Source organism: Paenibacillus aestuarii (genome assembly GCF_027789125.1).
Classification (GTDB): Bacteria; Bacillota; Bacilli; order Paenibacillales; family NBRC-103111; genus Paenibacillus_E; species Paenibacillus_E aestuarii.
The window spans coordinates 1-23,131 of sequence record NZ_JAQFVF010000037.1 but is presented as its reverse complement, the minus strand read 5'-3'; the positions used below and the strand labels follow the sequence as shown (position 1 = coordinate 23,131).

At 46.6% G+C, this 23,131-nt stretch carries 12 protein-coding genes and 1 riboswitch; of the genes, 9 read left to right on the top strand and 3 right to left on the bottom strand.

Going from position 1 to position 23,131, the window contains the following annotated elements:
* The 5 genes from O9139_RS17465 to O9139_RS17445 all read left to right on the top strand — a co-directional run.
* Positions 1 to 666, top strand: a 666-nt coding sequence (locus tag O9139_RS17465) for a hypothetical protein (protein ID WP_270880755.1), incomplete at its 5' end; no start/stop codon positions are given.
* 65 nt (positions 667 to 731) lie between these two features.
* The gene (locus tag O9139_RS17460) at positions 732 to 2,096 is read left to right on the top strand and encodes an S-layer homology domain-containing protein (protein WP_270880754.1); all 1,365 of its coding nucleotides are present in this window, start codon (positions 732 to 734) and stop codon (positions 2,094 to 2,096) included.
* 84 nt (positions 2,097 to 2,180) lie between these two features.
* Positions 2,181 to 2,303, top strand: coding sequence for a hypothetical protein (locus O9139_RS17455; RefSeq protein ID WP_270880753.1), 123 nt, complete (start codon positions 2,181 to 2,183; stop codon positions 2,301 to 2,303).
* Between the two features lie 639 nt (positions 2,304 to 2,942).
* Positions 2,943 to 3,026: riboswitch (cyclic di-GMP riboswitch) on the top strand.
* A gap of 29 nt (positions 3,027 to 3,055) precedes the next feature.
* Positions 3,056 to 4,000, top strand: a complete 945-nt coding sequence (locus O9139_RS17450) for a hypothetical protein (RefSeq protein WP_270880752.1) — start codon at positions 3,056 to 3,058, stop codon at positions 3,998 to 4,000.
* Positions 3,991 to 6,096 (top strand): autotransporter outer membrane beta-barrel domain-containing protein, encoded by a 2,106-nt coding sequence (locus O9139_RS17445; protein ID WP_270880751.1) that lies wholly within the window; start codon positions 3,991 to 3,993, stop codon positions 6,094 to 6,096. The genes O9139_RS17450 and O9139_RS17445 overlap by 10 nt, the downstream gene beginning before the upstream one ends.
* A gap of 218 nt (positions 6,097 to 6,314) precedes the next feature.
* Here the strand turns inward: O9139_RS17445 and O9139_RS17440 are convergent, their stop codons facing one another.
* The gene (locus O9139_RS17440; protein ID WP_270880750.1) at positions 6,315 to 8,345 is read right to left on the bottom strand and encodes a methyl-accepting chemotaxis protein; all 2,031 of its coding nucleotides are present in this window, start codon (positions 8,343 to 8,345) and stop codon (positions 6,315 to 6,317) included.
* 518 nt (positions 8,346 to 8,863) lie between these two features.
* Between O9139_RS17440 and O9139_RS17435 the strand changes: the two genes are divergently transcribed.
* From O9139_RS17435 to O9139_RS17425, 3 genes are all read left to right on the top strand, one after another.
* A complete protein-coding gene (locus O9139_RS17435; protein WP_270880749.1) occupies positions 8,864 to 15,283 on the top strand; it encodes an InlB B-repeat-containing protein in 6,420 nt (2,139 codons plus the stop codon).
* A gap of 553 nt (positions 15,284 to 15,836) precedes the next feature.
* Entirely contained in the window at positions 15,837 to 16,211 is a 375-nt protein-coding gene (locus O9139_RS17430) for a globin domain-containing protein (protein ID WP_270880748.1), read from the top strand.
* 190 nt (positions 16,212 to 16,401) lie between these two features.
* Complete coding sequence (locus tag O9139_RS17425; protein WP_270880747.1) at positions 16,402 to 18,420, top strand: S-layer homology domain-containing protein; 2,019 nt, start codon at positions 16,402 to 16,404, stop codon at positions 18,418 to 18,420.
* 696 nt (positions 18,421 to 19,116) lie between these two features.
* Here the strand turns inward: O9139_RS17425 and O9139_RS17420 are convergent.
* Positions 19,117 to 20,244 carry an IS110 family RNA-guided transposase gene (locus O9139_RS17420; protein WP_270880746.1) on the bottom strand — a complete coding sequence of 376 codons (1,128 nt, stop codon included), beginning with the start codon at positions 20,242 to 20,244 and terminating at the stop codon, positions 19,117 to 19,119.
* Between the two features lie 273 nt (positions 20,245 to 20,517).
* On the opposite strand from O9139_RS17420, the gene O9139_RS17415 reads away from it, so the two are divergent.
* Positions 20,518 to 20,922, top strand: a complete 405-nt coding sequence (locus tag O9139_RS17415) for a GNAT family N-acetyltransferase (RefSeq protein WP_270880745.1) — start codon at positions 20,518 to 20,520, stop codon at positions 20,920 to 20,922.
* 644 nt (positions 20,923 to 21,566) lie between these two features.
* Here O9139_RS17415 and O9139_RS17410 read toward each other — a convergent pair.
* Entirely contained in the window at positions 21,567 to 23,018 is a 1,452-nt protein-coding gene (locus tag O9139_RS17410) for an IS1182 family transposase (protein ID WP_270877866.1), read from the bottom strand.
* Positions 23,019 to 23,131: the final 113 nt, after the last annotated feature.

The following is a 23,131-nucleotide window of genomic DNA, read 5'->3' as shown; positions in this document are numbered from 1 at the left end:
AATGCAACAATCGCAGTAACTGTTGCAGCGGATGGTTCGATCTCGGTTGGAACGATTACTCCGTATGTAGCTACGCCAGCATTTACAGAAGCAACAGACAAATCAGTAGCCAACGATGCTGCAACCTTAGGCTTGACTGGAACAGGTGTGAGTTCCAGTGATGAAACGATTGCGAAAGCAGAGATTGGCACAGGTGCAGATGCAGGGAAGATCGTGATCACATCGGTGGCTGAAGGTACAGCGACGCTCACGGTAACAGACGGAACAAACAATGCAACAATCGCAGTAACTGTTGCAGCGGATGGAGCTATTGAAATTGGAGCGATTACTCCGTATGTAGTTACGCCAGCAGCCCCTAAACCATTCTCTATCGATAATGGCTCAATCGACCGCTCTGCTGGCATCACAGCCTCTGTAACCGTTACGCCAGTAGCAGGTTCCACTGTGCCTGCAGGCGACAAGGTTGTTATCTTCCAGTTGATGCAAGGAACAAAACCTGTGAGCATCGTTGCACTGAAGAAGGACATCCAGTCCGCAGAGAATCTCACAGCCTACTTTAACGTAACAGGTGACGGCTACACAGTTAATGTATACGTAGCGAGTGAATTCGGCACCAGCCTTGTTAGCAACGGCGACAGCTTGGCTGCTCCAGTGCCGCTGCAATAATAAATTTTTGATATCGAGCCTGGCTCTAGCCAGGCTTGATCCTAACAAGAAAGCGAGGATATCAAGTGAAGAAACGGTTATTAAGTATTGCAGCAGCAGGCTCTCTCGTCCTCACCTTATTGCCATCGGCGATGCTGGCCGCAACACCAGTTACATTAACGGATATTACGAATAAATATCAGGGAGAAACGGTAACAATCTCTGGGACATCCAGTGATAATGATGTGATTATTAAAGTCATTCGCCCGGACAACACGGTTCTTTATTATGATGATGTACCAACAAATATGGGGAGTTATTCCCAAAGCTTCACTTTACCCGCAGATGCAGCTGTCGGTACATATACAGTTGTAGCAGGCATTGGCACGAATGTGGACACAGATGTTTTTAGTGTCATCAGCACAAGTGGCTCTAATGACAGCGGTAATTCAGGCTCAAGCAACGGTGGTGGTGGAGGAAGCGGCGGCGGCAGTACTTCATCTACGAATTCCAACACCATTTCCATCTCCAACGGAGGTACTGTCAGGCTAAATGGGGCTACGATTGACGTCCCGGCTGGAGCCCTGGATGGTACTAACTTAACCATTACTGTGAATAGGTTGTCTAATCCATCTGGATTGCCGATGAACGCAGGGTCCTTACTTGTGAGTGATGTATTTGATATCACCAAAAACATACCTGGCCTGTTCACGAAAGCCGTTAGAATTACGCTACCATTTGATGCAAGTAAAGTCGATCAAGATCACTCCAATGTTGGTATTTACTGGCTGAACGAAACCTTCAATACATGGATCAAGCTTGATGACAATCAAGTCGACATGACGAATGGTACAGTCAGTGCATCTGTCAATCATTTTACGAAGTTTGCCGTACTTGCATCCAAACCGGAAGGTCAAGCGATTGCTCTGAAATTCTCCGACTTAAACGGACACTGGGCTGAACAAAATATTAAGAAGCTGGTTGAGATGGGTGTTATTGATGGGTATTCCGACGGTACCTTCAAGCCGGATAACAACATGACGAGAGCTGAATTCGTTTCGATCATTGTCAAAGCCTTCAATCTTCAAACGCAAGAGGGCAAAGTTTTTGCTGATACGACGAACCATTGGGCAAAATCTTTAATCGCTACAGCTGCGGCGAATGTAATTATTAGTGGCTACAGCGATAGTGAATTCGCTCCGAACGACTTGGTGACGCGTGAGCAAATAGCATCAATGCTGGTTAAAGCAACGCATATGGATTTAGCTTCATCTAACCTAACCTTCAAGGATCAAGACGAAATTTCCGATTGGGCGCAGGATGCCATAAATACGGTAACGGCGAAAGGCCTGATGGACGGGTATCAAGACGGTACGCTGAAACCGCAAGGTAATGCAACTCGTGCTGAAGCGGCAACCCTTCTGTTAAGAATATTGCAGCAAGCGAAATAAATGAGCATAAACCATTCCTTCACTATGACATATAGCGAGGGGATGGTTTTTTTCTATAACTCGCCCGGGTGATTTTTGGGGTTTGTGTTTATCATCTTTTTTATTTTTGCAGGCGGACTACTTGTCGTTGATCAGAAGCTTGTTCAAGCTGATACGATCATCATCGTAGGCGGTGGAGTTGGAGAAAGAGCTTTGAACAAGCCTTGATAAAAAGAAAGATGACCACTTCTAGGCGATGTGGTCGTTTTTTTCATTCAATTGCAGTTGTAAGTTCTTCCTTTTCTCAATGCAACGATCTAACACTTTGGACAGCAGTTCCAACTGTTCGAGACTGGCTACTTTCAAGAAATATCTCATCATTCTTCTAATTTGAATGTTTTGTAAGGCCCCTTTGCGAACTATGATCATAACCTCCCCTAAATGGTTGACAGTTCTATTTTACATATGTTGCAACATATAGGATGTAAAATCATGTCGATGATTTTCTAAAGAATACATCAAATGTCTCTGGTCTCTTCATAGGTTAATACTTTGAGTAAGCTGGGGTTTTCCAAGTCGGGTGAAAATAAAAGCAGAACTCTCAATACAAAAGATCAGCTTAATATGCTACAAAATGCAAATTATGCTTTTGACTCTAAATGAGAAAGTGAAGGGGCAAAGCTAATTATACAGTTAGCGAAAGCAGTTGAGGATAATAAGAACATTGTAAGCCAATTGAAGGACTCAAGCAGTATTACATTTTTTTGAAAAAGCATATTGAAAACCAACACCTCATACCTTACTATAGGAAATAGTACATTATACCCATGTGCAAAAGAGTCGCTTAAAGAAAAACTAGTCTTATAGCCTAATTAGGGGAGCGTTGAAGGGTAGTCTGTAACTGGACACTTGGGTTGCCTGGAGCTAATAGTGTAACCGGCCCTCTTAGAGATTCAATCACTGAGAGGAAGATGATCGGTATGAAGAAGAAACTAAGGAAACTGGGAACTGCTGCAATAGCCAGCTTATTGGTCTTAAGTGCAGTTCCGTCGGTATCGGCCGCAACGACTACAACGAGTACGGTTGCAACAGGCAGGACTCAGCAAGATGTTGCGACTGGTGTTATTAAGGTAGACTCGATGCAGATTAACAAGAAATCGTTAACAGGCACCGTATTGATCGACGGTCCAGAGCTTGTGATGTCTGTCAAGGATTCGAACGGAGTGATTGTAAGATCTGCTGTAATTAGAACATTCCCTATCTCCGACAAACTCTTCGGTTTTTCTATTGATGTACCCGAAGATGGCAATTACGTGTTAGATGCTTGGACCGTCTATAAAAATGGAAAAACCGCAGGTCAAACCCACACTCAAGCCAAGTCAATAACAGTGACTGTTGACACGACCCCTCCTGTCATTACTTTTAATCCATATAATACGAATCCGACGAATCAATCCATAACAGTGCAAGCTATCACTAATGAAGGTTCGTTGAATGAAACGTCCCATACCTTCGAAGCCAACGGCAGCTTTACTTTTGTTGCTATCGATGCAGCCGGTAATAAAACGTCAAAAACAGTAACGATCTCCAATATCGATAAGACAGCTCCGACGGCAACTGTGGGCTATTCCACCACTTCCCTTGTAAATACCGATGTGACTGCAACGGCTATCCCAAGTGAAAAAGTGAACTTCACCAACGAAGGCGGATCCAGCCATGTGTTTACGGAGAACGGAAGCTTTGAATTCACCTTCACGGACGAAGCCGGCAATACTGGTAGTGCTACTGCAGTTGTAAACAACATCGATAAAGCGGCTCCTGTTGGAAGTATTTCATATTCAACAATAGAACCGACAAATCAAAACGTGCGACGGTCAGCTTTAGCAAGAAGGTTATCATCAAGGATACGACCGGTTTGGATTTGAGCGAGGATGGCTTGACGTTATCCTACACCTTCTCGGAGAATGGGGAGCTGCCTATTGACTTTGAGGATACTGTAGGCAACAAGGGAAATGTGATTCTGAAAGTAGATAACATCGATAAAACTCCTCCGACGGGCGAAGTTGCTTACTCCAAAGTCACTCCTACCAATAGCGATGTTACAGCGACGATTACACCAAGCGAAGATGTGATCTACACAAGCGATGGCGGATCGAGCCATACATTTACGGAGAATGGAAGTTTTACATTTGAATTTGTAGATAAAGCGGGGAACAAAGGTTCTGCTGTAGCAATGGTCAGCAATATCGATAAAATTAAACCGACAGCGGAAGTAATGTATCCTTCCAACATGGGACCTACCAATCAAGATGTAGTTGTAACGATTAACCCAAGCGAAACGGTTAAAGTAACCAACAATAATGGCGCTCTCAGCTACACCTTTAAGGATAACGGCAGCTTCACTTTCGAGTTCGAGGATGAAGCGGGCAACACTGGTACGGCAACCGCCATTGTGAGCAATATTGATAAAATTATACCGACGGCTAAAGTCATTTATCCTGCTGAAACTGAGCCAACCAATCAAGATGTTGTGGTTACGATTGAGCCAAGCGAAGAAGTTAAGATTACAAGCCAAGGCGGCGCAAGCCACACCTTTACCGACAACGGCAGTTTCACATTCGAGTTTGAAGATCTCGCAGGCAACAAAGGTTCTGCTGTAGCAGTCGTCAGCAATATTGATAAAGTGCCGCCGACCGCAAGCATCGGCTATTCGACAACATCCTTGGTAAATACCGATGTAATTGCAACGATTGTAAATCCGAGTGAGCCTATTAAGGTGACGAATACCGTCGACGGTTCGCTTAATTACAGATTTACTCAAAACGGCTTGTTCACGTTTGAGTTTGTGGATGCTGCGGGCAACAAAGGAACGGCTGTTGCCACAGTAAATAACATTGATAAGACATCACCGATTGGTTCTATCGAATATTCAGAGACGAAACCGACGAACGGCATTGTAACCGCCACCCTGAACCCAAGTAAGCCGGTAACCGTGACGAATACGGTATATGGAACTTTAAGCTATACGTTTAATGACAATGGCAGCTTTACCTTCGAATTTACGGATGCCGCCGGTAATACAGGGACGGCTGTCGCTACTGTCAATAATATCGATCGCACAGCACCAACTGCTACCGTTACGTACTCGACAACCGCTTTAACAAGCGGTAACGTCATCGCGACGATTACGCCAAGTGAAGATGTTACGGTAACGAATAACAACGGGTCCAAGAGCTATACCTTCTACACCAATGGTAGCTTTACCTTTGAATTTGTGGATGCTGCGGGCAACAAAGGAACGACTGTTGCCACAGTAAATAACGTTGATAAAACAGCACCAACAGCAACAGTAAGCTATTCCACAACAAGCCCGACGAATAAGGATGTCGTAGCAACGATCACTCCTTCTGAAGACGTAACGGTGACCAATAATAACGGATCTAAAAGTTACACGTTTACAGATAACGGCCTGTTTACTTTTACATTTACAGATGCAGCAGGTAATGTCGGTAGCGTAACTGCGGTGGTGAATAACATCGACAAGACGGCGCCAGTCATTTCAGGAGTTGTAAACGGTCAAACCTACACAGCAGCCGTTGCACCTACATTTAATGAAGGAACAGCGACCTTGAACGGTCAGCCGTTTGTATCGGGAACGACCATTTCGACAAACGGCAGCTACACATTGAGTGTTATCGATGAAGCTGGAAATGCGACAAGTGTTCAATTTACAGTAAATCTGACCGTTGTAGCGAATGAGATTATTTTCTCCTCGCTGACACCTGTCGCACAAGGTCTCAATCAATTCAAAATTGTAGCATCCTATACTGTGATTTATTCTAACGGTACGACCAAGACGGTTAACAATGCGACTTTATCCGGCGGCAACGTATCGAACCCGGGAACGCAAAATGCGAACAAATCTTCAAAGGATTACACGATTGAAGGGCTTGTATACACAGTAACTGTGATGTACGATTCAAGCTCAGGCAAATTTATCGCCACTGCTGATAAGAAATAAGTTGAAAAGAGGAACTCCGTAGCTCTAGGTTACGGAGTTGTTCTCATTTTAGAGGTGGTAATACCCGAAGCGCTCATTTAATGAGTAAAAGCTCTTGCAACACGGCTTACAAATTTTCGCTGTTTTTAATGATATCGAGGTGCAAAAAAAAAAGACCGCTGGGCGCATGTGACGGATGCTCAGCGGTCTTTTTCTGCTGCCAATGGCAGATTTTATCGTTAGACTGTAAATTTCTCAATCAAAGCTTGCAGATCTTCAGCCATTTTCGTCAGTGCATTAGCGAAAGAAGTGATCTCCTGCATGGAGGCAAGCTGCTCTTCCGTAATGCCAGCTACCTCTCGAATATAAGATGCGGTATCTTCGGAAATCCGGGTTACTGCATCCATGGCAGCAACAACATTTGTTGTGCTCTCAGACATGTGTCGACTCACCGATGACGTCTCGCTGATCTGCTTGACAACCTCATCGACGGATACGGAGATCTCTTCGAAGGAGACGCCGGCCATATTCACTACGTTCACTCCCTCGTGAACTTTCAAAGTTACGTGCTCCATATTGGCCATCGTCGCATCGGTATCTTGGCGCATGGCCTCAATCAGATGCGAAATCTGCTTCGCTGATTCAGCGGACTGCTCCGCCAGGCGGCGAATCTCGTGTGACACGACAGCGAAACCGCGCCCATGCTCGCCGGCTCTGGCTGCTTCGATGGCGGCATTCAGTGCAAGCAGATTGGTTTGACTGGCGATGCCTGTAATGACATCGATGATCTTCACGATTTCGGCGGAACGCGCGCCAAGTCCTTGAATGACGGCTTCCAGATTGCCGACACCTTCGCCAATCGCCTGCATCTGGTTCACGGCGCGTTGAATCGCTTCGTTGCCGGAAGCGGCCCGATCCTTGGCATTCTGTGCGGAAGCGGAGGCTCTGTCAGCATTCTGCGAAATGATAGCGACTTGGATAGCCATTTCGTGCGTAGCATCGCGTGTTCCTTCCGTGCTCTGCAGCTGGCGCTCCGTCCCGGAAGCCGCTTCCTGCATGTTGCCGGCGATTTGTTCGCTTGAGCTTGCGCTGACTTCTGCACTCGAAGAAAGCTGTTCAGCCGAGGCCGACAGTTGAATGGCACTCTCACTAACTTGATACAAAACGCTGCGTAAGGAACTCGACATTTCATTAAAGCTTTTCCCTAACAAACCGATTTCATCGTCACGGGTCACAGCAATTTGCTCCGTCAGGTCGCCATCACTGATCTTTTTGGAGAGACGGTTCAATTGTTTCAAAGGTGAAATGATCGAAGCTAGAACCCAGATAAGCAGCAATGTGCCCAGTACCATCGCGCCAATGAGGACTATTAGCGTTTGATGTAGGATAGGAATCGCTTCTTCCGCGACTTCTTTCTGATACATCGTACCGGCGATTTTCCAACCTGTTAAAGAGTTCGTCACAAAGCTCATCTTCTTAGCCTCGTTATCTCGCTGGTAGGAGAAGCTGCCCGAGTCAGAAGCAAATAGCTGGCGAGTTTCTGGGCTATCAGCGGCTTGGGAACCGGCTTTTTCTGTAGGATGTACGATGTATTTGCCATCTTTGTCCAAGAGATAGATGTAACCCTCCTTGCCAATCTTCACACTGCGGGTAATCTCTGCCAGATGTTCAATGCTGACATTAATCGCAGCGACACCTAGCCCGTCTTTGGTCGCTTGCGCTATGGTGATGACTAACTGGTTCGAGGATTTGGATATGTATGGTGCTGTCACAATTGGCGTGTTTTTATTTTTCATCGCTTCTTGGTACCACGGCCTAGTTCTCGGGTCGTAGTCCGGAGGATTCTTCAGTGAATCCGGAGCATTCATGAAAAGGCCGCTTTCTGCGCCGACATAGACTTGCTCGATTTCCGGATGCACGGCCTTATAATTTTCCAGCTGTTTGCGCACTTGCGGATTGCTGCCAATATTGCCCCCATCTATAGAAGTCGTGCCTTGCAGTTCCATGCTGCTCGCCAACCCGGAAACATCCAATTGTTTAGCTGTAATAAACTGACTAAATACGTTGTTCAGCAGCTTAACATTCGATTCCGCAGCTTGAATCATGTGCTCGTCCACGGTTTTTTTGGCCGTATTGTAGGAACTCCAGGCCAGGAAAAAAGTAGGCCCGATCAGAACGACCAAAAAGGCTAGGATCAGGCGGTTTTTTACATTCAAAAAGCTTTTCTTGGTTTTCTTAGATTTCATTAGCTGGTTCGTCAAGCGTTTCATAATTTCTCCCCTCACTGTTCTCAAGATGCAACAGTAAATATAGTACCTTTGTAGGGAATTGTAAATACAAGATGCTGCAATTTAAAATATTTGAAGGTAGAAATATAGGTATTTAGTGGTGAATTTAGAGATGTGTTGCAGAATACATCGATATCGATATTCAAATCTATCATAAGCACGAATCAAGTAGCCGAGACTTAAAAGCAAAAGTTTCCCCACCTGGAAAAATTAAAGTTAGGCGTGGATCTAGGTGGTGACGGGTACTTAGACCCGTGTTTTTTTCGTTAATTCATCATTTAACTATTGCTATGGGGGCTAGAGGTTTGTTTTTGGGAAAATCCCTCCGTTTCCGTTTATTTAAGACTTAAAATTTGGAGGGTGATATAGGTCTTGTGAAAATAAAGTAAATAGAGTTTGTCGAAAATTATATTCCATCTCCATTAATTAGCTAGTATAATTAGACTATATTCGACATATTAGTGGTACATTTTAACTAGATGAGGGGGTCATCGACCTAGATGACGCGCAGAAGTAACAGGTCTTTGGTATTTGCCATTCTTAGGATTTGTCTTTTATTTATTCTTATAGGGGGACAAGTTCCGCTGCCGCAGGCAGCAGCAGCCGGAGCCGGCAGTACGCCGATTCAAACTTTTAACGATCCAGTGGCAGCGTGGCCGTCGAGCTTCACGGCTTATGGGGATCGAACAGGGGTGCTTTACGATCCAGCGAACGAACCGGGAATCAGTCCCGATGATGTCGACTTTACTAGTGGCAACAGCAAAGGTATTGGGGACAAGCCGTCTTTCTATGCGGCTGGGGACGGGGCTAACTTGTACTTCCGGATGCGGATGCTAGGTGATCCGCGGGATGAGAAGGGAGGCTTTCTTTCTTCTGTATGGCTTATCACGATTTCACAGGGAGGCGCTGCAAAAGCTGTAGTAGGCCTGAATGGCAAATCGCCGCATGAAGACTACATCTATGTGACGAACCCGAACGGTTCAGTTATTCATTATATTAACAAGACCGACAGCTCGGGCTCTAACGTGCCGGGTACAAGAGTTACGGTAGATACAAACGGGGATTATTTGCTCGATCTGCAAGTGCCGATCAGTCGCCTGACCGAGATCGATCCCAGCCTGACGATGTCCTCCGTTATGCAGTACTCGTTCGCGACATCTAAGGCAGCCAACTTAGCGGTGGTGAATAAAGACGGTATGACAGGAGCCGGCGTTTATGTGAAGGCGTCGCCGTTTGGCATCTATTCACCAACAATTGGGTTCACGAATTTGTCCTCTTCCTATGATAATAGCACGGGATCGGCGACTCCGCAGCCGACGGCAATTACAGGCACGACGACAAATGCTGCGGACGGAAGCTCGGTGGCGTTGACGATCACCTCTTCCGCCACTGGACAGTCCGTGCAAACGGCGGCAACGACCGTGAACAGCGGTACGTGGGGCGCGGCAGTGTCGCTATTGGCTAATGGCTCTTATTCGGTTAAGGCTGTTGTTACGAATGAGTACGGAGATACCGGAACAGCTACTCAACGACTCGATATCGGCGACTCTAAGATCTCCATTAACGGCGGCAACAGCTACTCGACTTTCACGTTCCCGACGACAATCAGCGGGGGTCTGGTAAAGTCGACGAGCGGTAATCGTACCGTCAATCTAACGATTACACCGTCGGACGGCTCACCAGCCGTCTACACCGAGAATGGTATTAAAGTTAACGGAGCGGTCAGCAGTGGTACGTGGACTAGCGGTACGATCACTGCTCCGCTGGCGAACAATACGTACATCGTCAAAGCGGTAGATAGTAACAGCTCTAGCGTCGTAGCGATGCAGACGATCAAATATTTAAACGGAACGCTGACGATTTCTGCTCCGGCCAACAACTCGCGTTCTTCGACCGTCACGACGCCGACAATTACGGGCACCGCTGACGCTGGATCGCAGGTCAGTCTGTTCGTGGACGGTCAACCATACAGGACGGTAACGGCGGACAACGGCGGCAATTGGAGCACCGTTATTGATCGGGCGCTCGGCGCCAATGCCAACAGCACCTCCTATCATGTCATTATGGCGCAAATGACGGACGGAGCTGCTCATACCAAGCAAGTCAGTGTCAACTATGGTGTCGATGCCGTTGACGTCAACATTGAGAATAGTGGCGATACGGTTTATGTAACTAGCGCGCAGCCAACTGTGCGGGGCAGCTCAACCGATACGATGGTCAACGTTACATTCCAGGAGAAGCTGGATACATCGAACACATTCACTATTTCTAATGTTCCGGTAACCGGCGGCAAGTGGTCCGCCAAGGTGCCGACAGCCAACGCACTCAAGGACATTACGGATTATAAGGTGACGGTGTCCGCCGCTAGCAATGCGGCCAAGACGGATACGGCTACTTTGAAAGTGAAGACATCCACATTCGTGGTGATTGAATCTCCGGCCTCCGACAGCGCTGCCGCGTCGAACGCCAGCGTGAAAGGCACGACGGAGCCGAATGCAGTCGTCAATCTAAACGTGGATAGTCTACTGGTAGTCGACGTAACGGCGGACGACGCCGGTAATTGGACGTATCCGAATACATGGACCGACGGCACGCACAACGTCAAGGCGACAACGTCGGATTCGGCTGGCAATGAGGCGAACGATATGACCACTTTCAAGGTCGGCGCCAAGACGGTCACTTTCAACAGTAATGGGGGCAGCGCGGTCAACAGCCAGGCCGTAGACGCGGGAAGCACCGCCGTTAAGCCGGCCAACCCGATCTTGCCGGGGTACACGTTCTCTAATTGGTACAGCGATGCCAATCTGCAAAACGCTTACTCGTTCTCTACACCAGTTCGGAGTGACCTAACGTTATATGCGGGATGGACAGCGAGCGGCAACGCGATCACGTTCGACAGCAACGGGGGGAGTACGGTGGTCGGTGAGACGGTAAGCACTGGCGGCAAGGTGATGAAGCCGAGCGATCCGGTGAAGAACGGCTATGCATTCGCGGGCTGGTACAGCGACAGCCAACTGCAGTCAGCGTTTGATTTTGACAATACGACTGTAAGTGGCGCCTTGACGCTGTATGCGGGATGGACGGCGGATGCATCTGCGGGCGTTAGCGGCTACGTATATAGTGCCACGGGGGCTAGCGTACCTGACATTACGATTAGCGTGATGGACGCGCAGGGCCAGCTTCTGGGTACGGCGGTGTCAGATAACAGTGGGCAATACACCGTTAAGGGGCTTCCATCGGTAAGCGCAGCGGTCTACATCGCTAACAGCAAGAAGACGCTCGTGTCCGCACAGGTCAGTTTACAGAGCGGCTCGGTCGTCAAACAAGATCTTCATTTCCCAGACATCGCATCGATTGAACTCACGGCCGATCCACAAGTGATTGTCGGCGACGGCAATTCCACCAGCCAACTGCAGGCGGTAGTGAAGTACCGGGCCGACAATACGCCAGTAACAGGAGCAAGCGTCCTTTTCTCCACGGAGGCGGGTACGTTATCCACGGCGACCGCTGTTACGGACTCGCAGGGCTCGGCATCCAGCGTGCTGACAGCACCTGCGATCCAGGGCTTGTCGAAGACGGTGAAATCGAGTTTAATTGTCGTCCATGACCTGGAATCCGGAGTGTTCGCGGAGCAGACGGTCGATATCACGTACAGTCCGGCTATTGTTAAAGGTATTGTCTCCATCGGCGGAAAGCCGGTGTCTGGGGCTAAGGTGAAGATCAGCGAGGACCTTGGACCAGTGATTGGCTTGTTTACAGCGGAAGTAACGACTGGGCCAGACGGTAGTTACAGCATCATTGTGCCGCTCGCTAATCACAGCTACACTTTGAACATCACGACGCAGACAGTCATTGACGGTCAGCCGATGGATTTGACCTTCCAGCAAGTTGCAGATGTTAGTTCGGCGGGACAGGGCGAGACGGTCAATGCTGAAAATCGGATCAGTGGTCAACTGTTCATCCGCAATCAGCTCGGCAAGACGATGACTGGTATTTTCGGCGGCACGAATCCTGTGTCCGGAATGCTATATGCCGGCAATCAAGCTTTGCAGCCGTTCACAGTGGACGCAAACGGCAAGTTCGTCATCAGCGGTCTGAAGTCGGGGTCCTACCGCATGCTGTTCCAGGTGACAGTCGCGGGGCAGAAGTTGGCAGGAATATGGAAAAATGTGACCGTAACCGAAAATGGCGAATTAGCGATCGAACCGACGCTGATCGATCCCTACGGGATCGTTACGGAGGGAATAATGCCTGTACCGGGGATGGAACTGCAGCTTTACTGGGCTGATACGGAATTGAACCGCCAGAAGGGGCGTACGCCGGACACACAGGTAGCTCTCCCAGAGATGCTGGAATTCGCTCCGAGCCAGAACCATAACCCACAGCTGACGAACACGCAGGGCGAGTATGGGTGGTTGGTATTTGCAGATGGAGATTACTACGTGAAGGCTGTGAAATCAGGCTATGAGACTTACGACAGTCGAGTGGAAGGCCGCAATGTTCCGGCAGCGGAAGGTGAAGACGGCTATATTCAGAACGGCATCATCCATGTCGGTCAATCCATTGTAAAATACGACATCTCCGTCAGCCGACAGGGAGCTCCGACCGGTATGTTGCAGCTGACAGTGCCCGCCGTAACAGAGTCGACTGCGCAGCTCGTTTGGAACACCGTATTCGGGTCTGCTTACTATGATGTGTATCAGAATAGTACGCGGATTGCGACCGTGACGTCGAGTACGTATACCGTAACCGGCTTAAGTAGCGGCACAGACTACCCGTTCGTCGTCGTGGCAGCCAATGACGCTGGACGCCTTACCTCGAATACGGTGCATGCGGTAACGCCGGAATCGATTAGCGAGCTGAATGATGACATCAAGAACGCGATAAAAAACTTGAAGGTCGGATATTCGAACAAGACCGACATATGGGAAAGCGTAACGTTGCCAGTTTTCCTCGTGAAAGATGGAGACTATGGTACCTTGGTCGGGTGGAAGTCGAGTAACCCGGATGTCATCAGCATCAGCGAGGATACCGTGTCCTCTGCCGACAGCGGATTTGAGCCAACGAAGCGCAAGTTTATCGCAACCGTCAAGCGTCAGGCAGCGGATGTGGATGTGATTTTAACGGCGACGGTCAGCAAAGGGGCAGGAACCTCTCTTGACCGGACGTTCCTGTTAATCGCGAAGAGCACTAAGGTAGACGTCAACAAGACGACTGTTCCCCGCGGTGACAACACTGTTGTCATCGACAATCAACCGGTTGTAGCGACCATTACCCGCACCACGCTATCAGATAGCAAGATTATCGATAAGTTGGTCATCGGCGATTCGGAGGTGCAGGCTTCTTCGGCATCCGTACTGAATGTATTCTTCAGTGATCGGCCGGACAACGGCGCCTCGCAGAAAGCGGACCAGCTTGCCTTCGAAGTGCCAATCCAAAGCATCGAGAAAATCATCGCCAAGAACGGCGTCTCGCAAGCGTTGCAGGTTATGACGCCGGAGGGTGGCATAAAGCTCGCCTCGGAGCAGCTACAGAAAATCAGCAATAAAGGCTACGATTTGTACTTCGTTATTGTCCCTGACCGTGACCAGACAGCCGAGCAGGCCAATCAGTTGAAGCAGGAGGTAGCTGCAAAAGCCAGTTTGTCGAATGTCACGCTGCTGGATATTCCGAGGGAGATTAAGACAAACTTGTCCAAGAACGACAACATCACGACCGAAGTGATCCTACCGCTTACGAATCTCAGCTTGCCGCAGGACCCGGCACAGAAGCAAGCTTATCTGAATTCGCTGCGTGTATACGTCCAGCATACGGATGACAATACGACGGAAATCATCGGCGGCGATGGCAACACCCCAGCTTATGTCGTCTACGACGATAACGGCAACCCGACCGGGTTGAGATTTAGCGTGAAGCACTTCAGTACGTTTACTCTGTTCCGGGCCTCAGCTGTACCGGCAGTCGCTTGGTCTGAAGGCGGCAGCTACAGCGGCGCGCCTGAACCGGTGACAGTGTCCGTGGCCGATTCCAAGGCGGTGTCCGGCTCCTCGACCATTGAAGTCAGTTTAAGCGGGGGCAAGGCTGGATCGGTAGACACATCGGCGCTGCAAGTGCTGGTGGGCGGCAAGGCGGCGAAAGTGGCAAAGGTCGAACTAAGCGCCGACGGTAGTAAGCTCTTGATTCAATTAGTGAATCCGGTCGTTGCCGGATACCAGATAGTAGTGAAGTATGCTCCTTCGGAGACATCGGGAAGCGGTGCCTCCGTAGTGCCGGCGTTCGAACTGAAATTCGATAATCCGGAGACTCACGAGAGCTACCTCCGCGGTTATCCGGACGGCACCTTTAAACCGGACAACTCGATCACCCGCGCCGAGATGGCGACGATTCTCGCTCGACTGCTGGGCAAAGGAAAGTCGACGCTGCCGGCCAAGTCGTATCCGGACGTTACTAATGCGCATTGGGCACATTCCAGCATCGAAGTGATGTGGCAGACCGGGATCATGAAGGGTTATGACGACGGCCAGTTCAAACCCGAGCAGAGCATTTCCCGCGGGGAATTCGCGGCAACGGTGCTTCGCTTCCTGGGACGCGCGGCGTCCCCGGCCCAGGCGTATTCCTTCCCGGACATTGCCGGCCACTGGGCCCGCGACGAGATCGAGACGATGCACTCGCTCGGTTACATGTTTGGTGAGAATGGCATGTTCCGTCCGATGCGCAACTTGAGCCGTAACGAAGCGGTAGCTACGCTCAACCGTGTGTTGAAGCGAGGGCCGCTGACCGGTGACTTCCAGCCAAGCTGGCCTGACGTGCCGCACGCAAATTGGGGATACGGTGACGTCGAGGAAGCATCCCGAACACATGAATTTACGCGGATCAACGATACAGAGGAAAGGTTGATTCGTTTTAAGGAAGATGAATGAGCTTCATCATGTAGAGACAGAGGAAATGGCGGCATTCCCGGTTAGGGGATGCCGCCATTTCACTTAGATGGGATATTTGAGGCTTTGGACCTCGTACGTAACCAATCAAACTTCTAACAAGCATATTCAATCATAGGTGTAACTGATCCCGCATTATTTAGAGGAAATAGCAAAGGAAGCTGGTGACCAGAAATTTATCGCAAAGGGGCCCATTTCTTTGTTTTCTGCGCAGATATAAATCGGCATAAACAACGTGCGTGATTTAGAATTTTAAGAACAATCGAGGGAATTGATCTATACTAAATTGTGCCATTGATGCTACGCTAGCTGTACAGAATTTAGTCACAGCTGCTGAATAGTTATTGTTTGTCCTGTGCAAGAACAAAATCGAATTAAATGCCGTGCAAATCGCAGCTTTTTTGATTTATAAGAAGTCATAAATCCTTAGCTTTGCTACGATATTTTGTGATTGAAATAACATCTATAATTAGAAACATGGGGTAAAATCGTAGTATAGAATTCTGTTATTACTATTTTGAGGGGAGTTAATACATTGGAACTATACGATTACTTTGGAGGAGAAGGGACAATACGGAAAATCGTAAATGCGTTTTATCCGAAAGTTCTAGCGCATCCACTGCTTGCGCCCATATTTCCGGAGGAAATCGAGCCTCTGATCGAAAAGCAATATCAATTCCTGACACAATTTTTCGGCGGACCATCCTTATATACGGAGCAGCATGGGAATCCGATGATGAGAGCTCGCCACGCACCATTTCCGATTACCGTGAAGCACGCGGAAGCTTGGCTGGATTGCATGCAAAGGGCACTTGAAGAAGTCGTGTCCTCGAAAGAAATGCGCACAATTATTTTAGAACGTTTAAAAGGGCCTGCTTATTTTTTTGTCAATAAGCAAGGTGAAGAGTAAGCACACTCTGATTATTTGATGACTGTGAGGCGGCAGTGGGTATCAAAATAGTTTAGTTTGATCCATATCCACGGCAATCGTTTTGCATTTTGACAAAATTACCTTTAAATTTATAAGTCATTAGACCTATTTTATTATATAATAACTCTAGTCAATACGGCCTATGTGAATTTATAATTTGGAGGAAACAATGAAGAGCAGGATTAAGACACGTTTTACGAAGTTCAGTTTGTCTTTAGTCGCAGTTTTGGGTCTAGTTTTGTTAAGCGGCTGCGTGTTAACAAACTACTCCTCGATGTCATTTATCTTTGGGAATACATTAAATGATGCAAATCAAATCATCGTAAGGTATTCAGACGGACTTACAGCAAGCCATACGATTGAACCTGGTCAGACATCAGCAACAGTCTCGACAGACAGCAGTAAAAAAATTGTAGGTTTCTACGTGAGCGACGGCACTGTAAGCTGGGTTCCCAATCTTAATTATGGGGGGCCTGCTGTTCAAGCTATCACCTTCAACCCAGACTCAACACACATAACGCCAAAACCGGGGTCCCCTGCAGATCATGCCATTCAAGTAGGTCAACCAGAGATGGACCCTGTTTATACAGGCTATGTAGATCTGACATTTGCCGTTTATAATGCCAATGATAGACTTGTGGATGATCGAACGGAAGTATTCGCTCATTCTTCTGATCCAAACGTTGCCTTTTGCAACGCAGACCCTAATGATTATTTAAATGGATTTAGTGTAACGGGAGGTTTCTCCTGGTATACGGTCAACGGGCTTGTCACCTTCAGGGTTCAGTCTGATATTAGTAATATCTCAACTAAACCAATTTCTTTACTCTCAGGTTCGAAACACATCTATGATTCCTCTTATTCTTCTGACGCTACGCTAAGTTCGTTGAGTTTAAGCGGTATTACGCTCGATCAAACGGTAAATGGAAGTGTGTACGATTATACAGCGGCGGTGCCTAATGATGTATCTGTAACCACAGTGACTTATACTACTGCTGATAGCTATGCAACAGCGAACTTGCAGCTCAATGGCGCTTCAGTTAACAATTCGGTTAATCTAGGCGTTGGCTCTAATGTCATTAGTATTGTGGTTACGGCACAGAATGGAACTACACAAATCTATACGGTCAATATTACACGAGCCGGATCAAGTAATGCTGCTTTAAGCTCCCTGACTCTAGATGGTATTACACTCGATCAAACGGTAAGTAGAGATGTGTACGCCTATACCGCTGCGGTGCCTAAGAATGTGTCTGTCACTACAGTTACTTATACTACCGTTGATAGCCATGCAACAGCGGACTTATATCTCAATGGAGTATCTGTCAGCAACCCGGTAAATCTTGGCCTAGGTACGAATGTCATTAGCATTGTGGTTACGGCACAGAATGGATCTGCGCAAACCTATACGGTTAATATCACACGCTACAATCGCTCTTCTCATCGTAGCAGTTCCACCTCAACTGTTACTAACCCAGCGCCTGCACCTGTACCTGTACCTACTCCCGATCCAGCACCTGCTTCTACCACAGATGTGTTCAAGTCGGATGTAGTGAAGGGCGACGCAAATGTGCTTAAGAATATTTCGAAGCTGGTTCAAGAAGCTGTAAAAAATCCGGTTAAAGTAACCCTGTCGGACACAAAAGGGCACTGGGCTGAAAAGACGATTGATGCGTTCGTAAAGCTGCACGTGATTGACGGTTACAGCGACGGTAGATTCGAGCCGGATGGCAAAATTACTCGCGGGGAATTTGCAGCGATTCTAAATCGAGTGTTCGATATTAAAGGCAGCGGTAATACGAATGCTGCATTGAAGGATGTGGGCAACCACTGGGCGAAAGAGGCCATCAAGAATCTTGTAGAGGCAGGAATAATTAGCGGTTATGAGGATGGTACGTTCAAGCCGGATAACACGATTACTCGAGAAGAGATGGTTGTCCTTCTGTCCCGCATGCTGAACCTTAATAACGTGCCGAAGGATACGACCAAAGGCAACTTTGACGACTTGCAAGGCTCCTACGCAGCAAACGAAATTAGAGCTGAAGCGCAAGCCGGTATTATCACCGGTAAAGCGGATGCCAAGTTTGACGCAAAGAGCAGTGCTACTCGCGCAGAAGCTCTGAAGATCATCTTGAACGCTTTGAAGCTTAATCCGCAATTGAAGACACTATTGGATGAAATTAACTAAATCTGTTTACCTATACATAAGAGACCAGCCGCATTTAAACTGGCTCTTTTGTTTTTTTATCGAAGCGGCAGAGATAATGCGCCCCCGTACGTTGATCTTACCGGTTATTGGTCATCCCCAAGAGTAGCCCCTAATAAAGATTGGAACGATGAAATTTTCTATTCATAAACCAGGCGACATTTAAAATAGCGATGTTTGTTGGGCAAACGGGGAACGATGGTTTACTTTGATAACATGGCTGCAGGTCAGAACGAGCGGCTGCCTTTATCATTGAACTGATATGAACGAGGCGGTCAACACCCCACTTTTTGGAAGGTTTTCTTATTTCTTTACTTCCATTCTTTCAGCCTAATAACCTAAAGATTCTTTCGCGAAGTGATTGTCAAGGACGGTGACTTTGCGTCCTTGACAATCAAACGGAGAGAAAGAATATCATGGGCACGCTGAAAAAGAGAATGCTTTAAGATCTTGGCACGAAGGCAAAGTAGTTGACGGTGGTTAACAGTCTGATATGCGCGGGTTGGTTACCGCATTTCAATCCATCCGTCGCGGAGCTGCCTCGGACTAACGGCGCACATTCGGTTATAAAAACAGACCTAGTGCATAGTTCAACATGAGGGTTCTCCTTACCAGAGCTTTGCCCCCGAGCCAAAACCTCAAATTATTCCTTTAAACCAATGCGATGCTAATAGATGATTAAGCTGCCGAAACAGCTTCCAATTGCTTTTTTTCAATTTCACAACCAATAGCCCAAATGAACCCCATGAGTTCCCTAGCAACAGCAACGGCGGCCTTCTTTCCGGCATTCCCTCGAGAAGTTATTTGATGATATTTTTTGTGCAAACGATGCTGAGCTTTCCATGCAATACGCTTGGCCTCAGGGTCTTGTCCATTTTGTCGAGCACGGAGTTGGCCCTTTAACGATGGTGAGTGACGATATGCCCAAGCTGATTCTACGACAACATGACGAATGTGAGCATTCCCAACCTTGGTGATGGAGCCTTGCCACCTGGTAGTTCCACTTGAATATTCTTTAGGAACGAGTCCCGCGTAAGACATTAATTGCCTGGGGCTTGAGAAACGAGAGAACTGTCCGATTTCGGCTACCAATGTGGTTGCAGTTACTTCTGCAACACCACGCATGGTTTGAAGAGCTTGGATGACAGGTGCATGAACACTGCTTATGGCTTGCTCATGTATTTCTGATTCGATGCGTTTCATACGATCGGCGACTTCATCAATAGCATGAAGATACTCTTGAAAAACAATTTGTAATGAAGATCGTTCAAAGTGCAGACTGTTCAACCATTCGCGATGTTTAACCGACCAATTTCTTGTTCCTTTTGGAGAACGCAGATCATGACGAAGCAAAAATTGGACAAGACGAAGACGAGCTCGATGCAAGTCTTCCTTAGCGTCATGCCGAGCGCGAACGAGATCTCTTAATGCTTCATGATCTTCATCTGGTGTCCAAACAGGAGTAAGTTCACCAGATCGAAGATGCTTTGCAAGTTTCAAAGAATCTCTTCGGTCCGTTTTAACTCGGTCTCCTGCGCGCTTAGGGATAAGGGTTGGGGCTACAACGATGCAGTCAATTCCTATGGAGACGAGAAATCTGAAAAGAGCGTACCCAGTTGGTCCTGCCTCATAACATACATGCAATTGCTCAGGAGTGCCTAGCTTTCTCATACACTTACGAATAGCTTCAGGTGTATGAGGAATGTTGCCGACAAACCGTGGCTCACCACGTCCTGTGTCTGCAACAGCAACAGAAATTGAATCTTTTGATACGTCTAAACCAACAAATTTTGTGTAATCCTTCATAGTAGCGGCTCCTTTCGAATGTAGCTCTGCATTTGGTTTTTAGTAGAATCCACTACACATTTTTACCAAATGTAACCTACGATAAGCGAAATGGGGCCGCCTCGTTCATTATGACTAATTGGCAGGATAATTCCGGGATGTGGTTATTAGTTTTATTGAAATACAGAAAATTGCATTGGCCTTCAACTCCTTACTATATTATTTTATATTTAGATTTACAAAAATTAATATTAAGATTCATTGCGTCAGTATATGAAGGGAAAGAATGTAGGGATGGGAATTTATTACGCTTCAAGTAAAGAGGATATAAGTGCTGAGGAACTGCAAGAATTGTTTCTTTCAGTAGGTTGGGAGTCCGGTAAGTATCCCAACGAACTTTTACAAGCAATACAAGGGTCTCATTCTATTGTTACAGCTTGGGATGGGGAAAAGCTTGTTGCCTTGATAAATGCTTTATCGGACGGAACTTTAACGGTATATTTCCATTATATGCTTGTCCATCCGAGTTATCAGAGCAAAGGTATAGGAAAGAGATTAATGAACATTATGCTTGAAAGATATAAAGAATATGGTTCAAAGGTATTAATTTCATATCCTCATGCTGTTGAATTCTATAATAAAATTGGCTTTAAGACAGAGGACGGAGCAACACCAATGTTTATTTCTGAGCTGATATGATTGCTTTTTAATCTAACGGACGCGATAGTTAAACAGAAATCTGAGGACCACAGGTTAGGAATCATGCTTGAACCTCTTTTTTTATACCGGTTGTTTCGTAGCAGATGAAATCGTTTACTCCGCTGTAATAGACGAACTCTTGAAAGCAATACCTGAACTTAAGCTACTTTACTATGAGATTCGGATATGTGGCTCGATGATTATCTGCCATAACGCTGTCTTTGATAGCGTGGTCGTTCCAACAATGGAAGAGCTCTCCAAAATGAAAGGCATAGCCCCATGTTGAAAAGGTTCTTCGACTTAATAGAACAAACAATACTAAGTGAGCATGATGACGTGAAAACACTCGCTTACTAAATGGATAGCTTTTGAAAGCAACCCAAGTGCATGAATTTGTCCAAATAATATACATTAATATAAAGACAAAACCACTCCCTACAATAAACTGTACCCTTTGTAAAGGACATTCTAAAAAAGTCTAGGCAGATTGAAGAAGATGATCTCTGTATTGAACGAGGCCACTGAAAAACTTGTGATTTTTACGGAACAACTGAAGAACATAAAATAAAAGACGACCATAATTCCCAGTTTTTGGGTATTGGGGCCGTCTTTTACTGTCTAGGAAAGCCTTTATAGCTGGTTGCTCACTTCATCAGTTTCAATATTCTCTTTAAGTTAACGGTAAATATCGTCATCGCCCCCTGTAACTCCATGCCAACCAGACCCGAAGATGACGCAACGTCATATCCGTGTCTATGTTTTAGTTCACTGTTCTTCGCCTCTATTTTGTAGCGTTCCTTCGCCTTTTCTTTGAAGTACTCACTTTCCTGAAAGGCGATGTGTTCAGTATGCTCGCTAGACTTAATACTCACCGAGTAGGTCTTGCTTTTTGCTCCTTCGGTGTAGCATCCCTCTTTGAACGGGCACCTCTTACACACTTCTATATTGAAGTAGTAGGTATTCTTTTGGTTATCGTTTACTCCCTTTTTCCCTGTCCGTGCCTTCTGAGTCGCCATATGGCCAGCCTTGCACACATACATGCCTGCATCTTTATTAAATTGAAATTCATCTTCTTTCTTACGCGCCCCTTGTGTAATAAGCGGATTTAGTTTTGCAATAAGTTCAATATTATTGGTTTTCGCATAAACGATATTGTCTTTTTCAGAGTAAGCTGTATCTCCGATGACGGACTTGATTTCCATGCCTGTTGCCTTGCTTTTTTCGATGAGTAATTGCAGTTGCTTTCCATCATTCTTTTCACCCGTCGTGACAATGGCAGCTGTTATGATTCGTTCCTCGGTCATGGCAAGATGGGTCTTATAGCCAAAGAACGAAGAGTCCGCGCTTTTGTGACCGACCTTTGCATCCTGATCTTCTGAAATCCGTAATTGTTGCAGGTCATCGGCAACTGTTTCTTTCAAGAAATTCAATGGTTCTTTAATTTTTGGTAATTCGCAAATACCACCTTCAGCTTCAAGAACAGCTATGAGTTTTTGACAATAGTCGATCTCGTCTTCAAGTACATTACTGGTATTCTTAACTGGGAACTTGGCTTTCAGCGACTCATCAGCTTTATAGACCGCTCTTCTTAACTTGCGTGAACGATCCAGCAAGATTTCCCGCGGGGATTTTTGGTTGTAACGGGCTTTGGTATGAGTAGCATCGACAATGATGGCTTTGCTTTTAATAATGCCCTTCTCCAATGCAATTTCAACTGTTTTACCCACGAGCATGTCAAGTAAATTCGAGTCTTTCAGTCGCAGCGTCCGAAACTTGGTTAAGGAACTAGCGTCAATCACTGGATCTTCAGGTGCCATATCAAGAAAATATTTAAACGACATGTCGTACTTCGAACGTTCGACGATGTCGTTGTCGGACAGTTCAAAAATGGCCTTCAATAGCAAGTACTTGAACATTCGGATGGGGTCGATCGCATTTCGGCCGTTGTCTAGACAGTAACGTTCCTTCAGTTCTTCATATACAAAAGAGAAGTCAACTAGTTCGTTGATTTGCCGTAACATATTGTCTTTCGGTACCACCAAGTTATAAAGTTCCAAATAAGGGCTAAAAGTCATAGATTGTTGTTTTTGAATCATTTTTTCACCTACTTGGTTTAATACCTTAATTATACAGAGAAAAGACACACCATCCTCACAAAAACTTGAGCAGGGTGTGTCTTTATCATACGAAGGACTTTTTCAGTGGCCTC